The 1,716-nt window shown below is 66.4% G+C and carries 3 protein-coding genes; 2 read left to right on the forward strand and 1 reads right to left on the reverse strand.

Translation table 11 applies throughout. The features are described from left to right. The coding region (locus G3N99_RS39470) for an exodeoxyribonuclease VII large subunit (protein ID WP_277396500.1) at nt 1-296 on the forward strand (296 nt) is incomplete at its 5' end. Between the two features lie 227 nt (nt 297-523). After that, on the forward strand, nt 524-1,102 hold the full coding sequence (gene sodB, locus G3N99_RS39475; protein ID WP_011352986.1) for a superoxide dismutase [Fe]: 579 nt from the start codon (nt 524-526) through the stop codon (nt 1,100-1,102). A gap of 111 nt (nt 1,103-1,213) precedes the next feature. Here sodB and G3N99_RS39480 read toward each other — a convergent pair. After that, a partial coding sequence (locus tag G3N99_RS39480) for a chromate transporter (RefSeq protein WP_206125107.1) occupies nt 1,214-1,716 on the reverse strand: 503 nt, incomplete at its 5' end.

Genomic DNA, 1,716 nt, shown 5'->3' on the forward strand with positions numbered 1-1,716 from the left:
TGTCGCAGGCGCGCCAGGCGCTCGCGGGGCTGTCGCAGCGTCTTGCGCTGGCCCTGCAGCGCCGTCACGAACGCGACACGGCTCGCGTGTCAGCCTGTGCGGCACGGCTCGAGGTGCTGAGCCCGCAACGTACGCTAGAGCGCGGCTATGCGGCGCTGATCGATGCACAGACGGGCCGCGCGGTGCGCACGCCGAACGCGCTGAAACCGCAGCGCCGCCTGACCGTGCATCTTGCGGAAGGCTCGGCCGACGTGTCGCTCGCCGACGTGCAGCCGCGGCTGAGCGATACGATCTGACGTAACGGGTGCAAGCGGAGCGAAGGTTGCCGCAACGGACGCATCGTGCGCGGGAACGGATGCTGCGCAGCGTCGGGTTCGTCCTGCCGGACGTTGCGCAAACATCGCTTTTCCGCATACCGCGGATAAATGGCCCGTGAGTTTGCGGGGTTATTCGTCCTCGCCTACAATCGGACGCTCGGCAGCATCCAACACAGCCTCCCTACATACTCAACGAAGGAATTGCCATGGCTCATACGCTCCCGCCGCTCCCGTACGCTGAAGACGCACTCGCGCCGACCATCTCGCTCGAGACGATCCAGTACCACTACGGCAAGCACCATCAGGCTTATGTGACGAACCTGAACAATCTGATCCCGGGCACGGAATTCGAAAACCTGTCGCTGGAAGAGATCGTGAAGAAGTCGTCGGGCGGCATCTTCAACAACGCCGCGCAAATCTGGAACCACACGTTCTTCTGGAACAGCCTGTCGCCGAACGGCGGCGGCGCACCGACGGGCGCGCTGGGCGACGCGATCAACGCGAAGTGGGGTTCGTACGACGCATTCAAGGAAGCGTTCACGAAGGCTGCAGTCGGCACGTTCGGTTCGGGCTGGGCATGGCTCGTGAAGAAGGCTGACGGTTCGCTCGACATCGTGTCGACGAGCAACGCAGCAACGCCGCTGACGACCGCCGACAAGGCACTGCTGACGATCGACGTGTGGGAACACGCGTACTACATCGACTACCGCAACGCACGTCCGAAGTTCGTCGAAGCGTTCTGGAACATCGTGAACTGGGACTTCGCAGCGAAGAACTTCGCGTAAGGTCCGGCGCCTGCGCGCCGCTACGGCGCGCGCGCGGCACCCAGCAAAAAAGCCCTCGTTTCGAGGGCTTTTTTGTTTTCTGTCGAGGTGAAGCGTGCCGCGCGTGCCCGGTCAGGCCGGGACGCCGAGCCCCCAGCCGAGCGCCGCGCTTGCGATCACGACGGCCCACGGCGGCACGCGCCAGAACACCAGCGCGACGAATGCGACGAGCGCGGCGGCCAGATCGCGCGGCGCCACGATCGTGTCGGTCCAGACCGGGTGATACAGCGCGGCGACCAGCAGCCCGACGACAGCCGCGTTCACGCCTGCGAGCGCGGCCTGCATTCGCGTGCTGCGGCGCAGCCGTTCCCAGAACGGCGCGGTGCCGGCCACCAGCAGGAACGACGGCGCGAAGATCGACACCAGCGCGATCGTGCCGCCGAGCCAGCCGTTCGGCGCGTTGCGCAGCGATGCGCCGAGGAACGCCGAGAACGTGAACAGCGGCCCCGGCACGGCCTGCGCGACGCCATATCCGGCCAGGAACGCCGCATCGCCGACCCAGCCGGGCGCGACCACGGCCGCCTGCAGCAGCGGCAGTACCACGTGTCCGCCGCCGAATACGAGTGCACCTGTAC

Source organism: Burkholderia sp. Ac-20392, from assembly GCF_017104585.1.
Lineage (GTDB): Bacteria > Pseudomonadota > Gammaproteobacteria > Burkholderiales > Burkholderiaceae > Burkholderia > Burkholderia lata.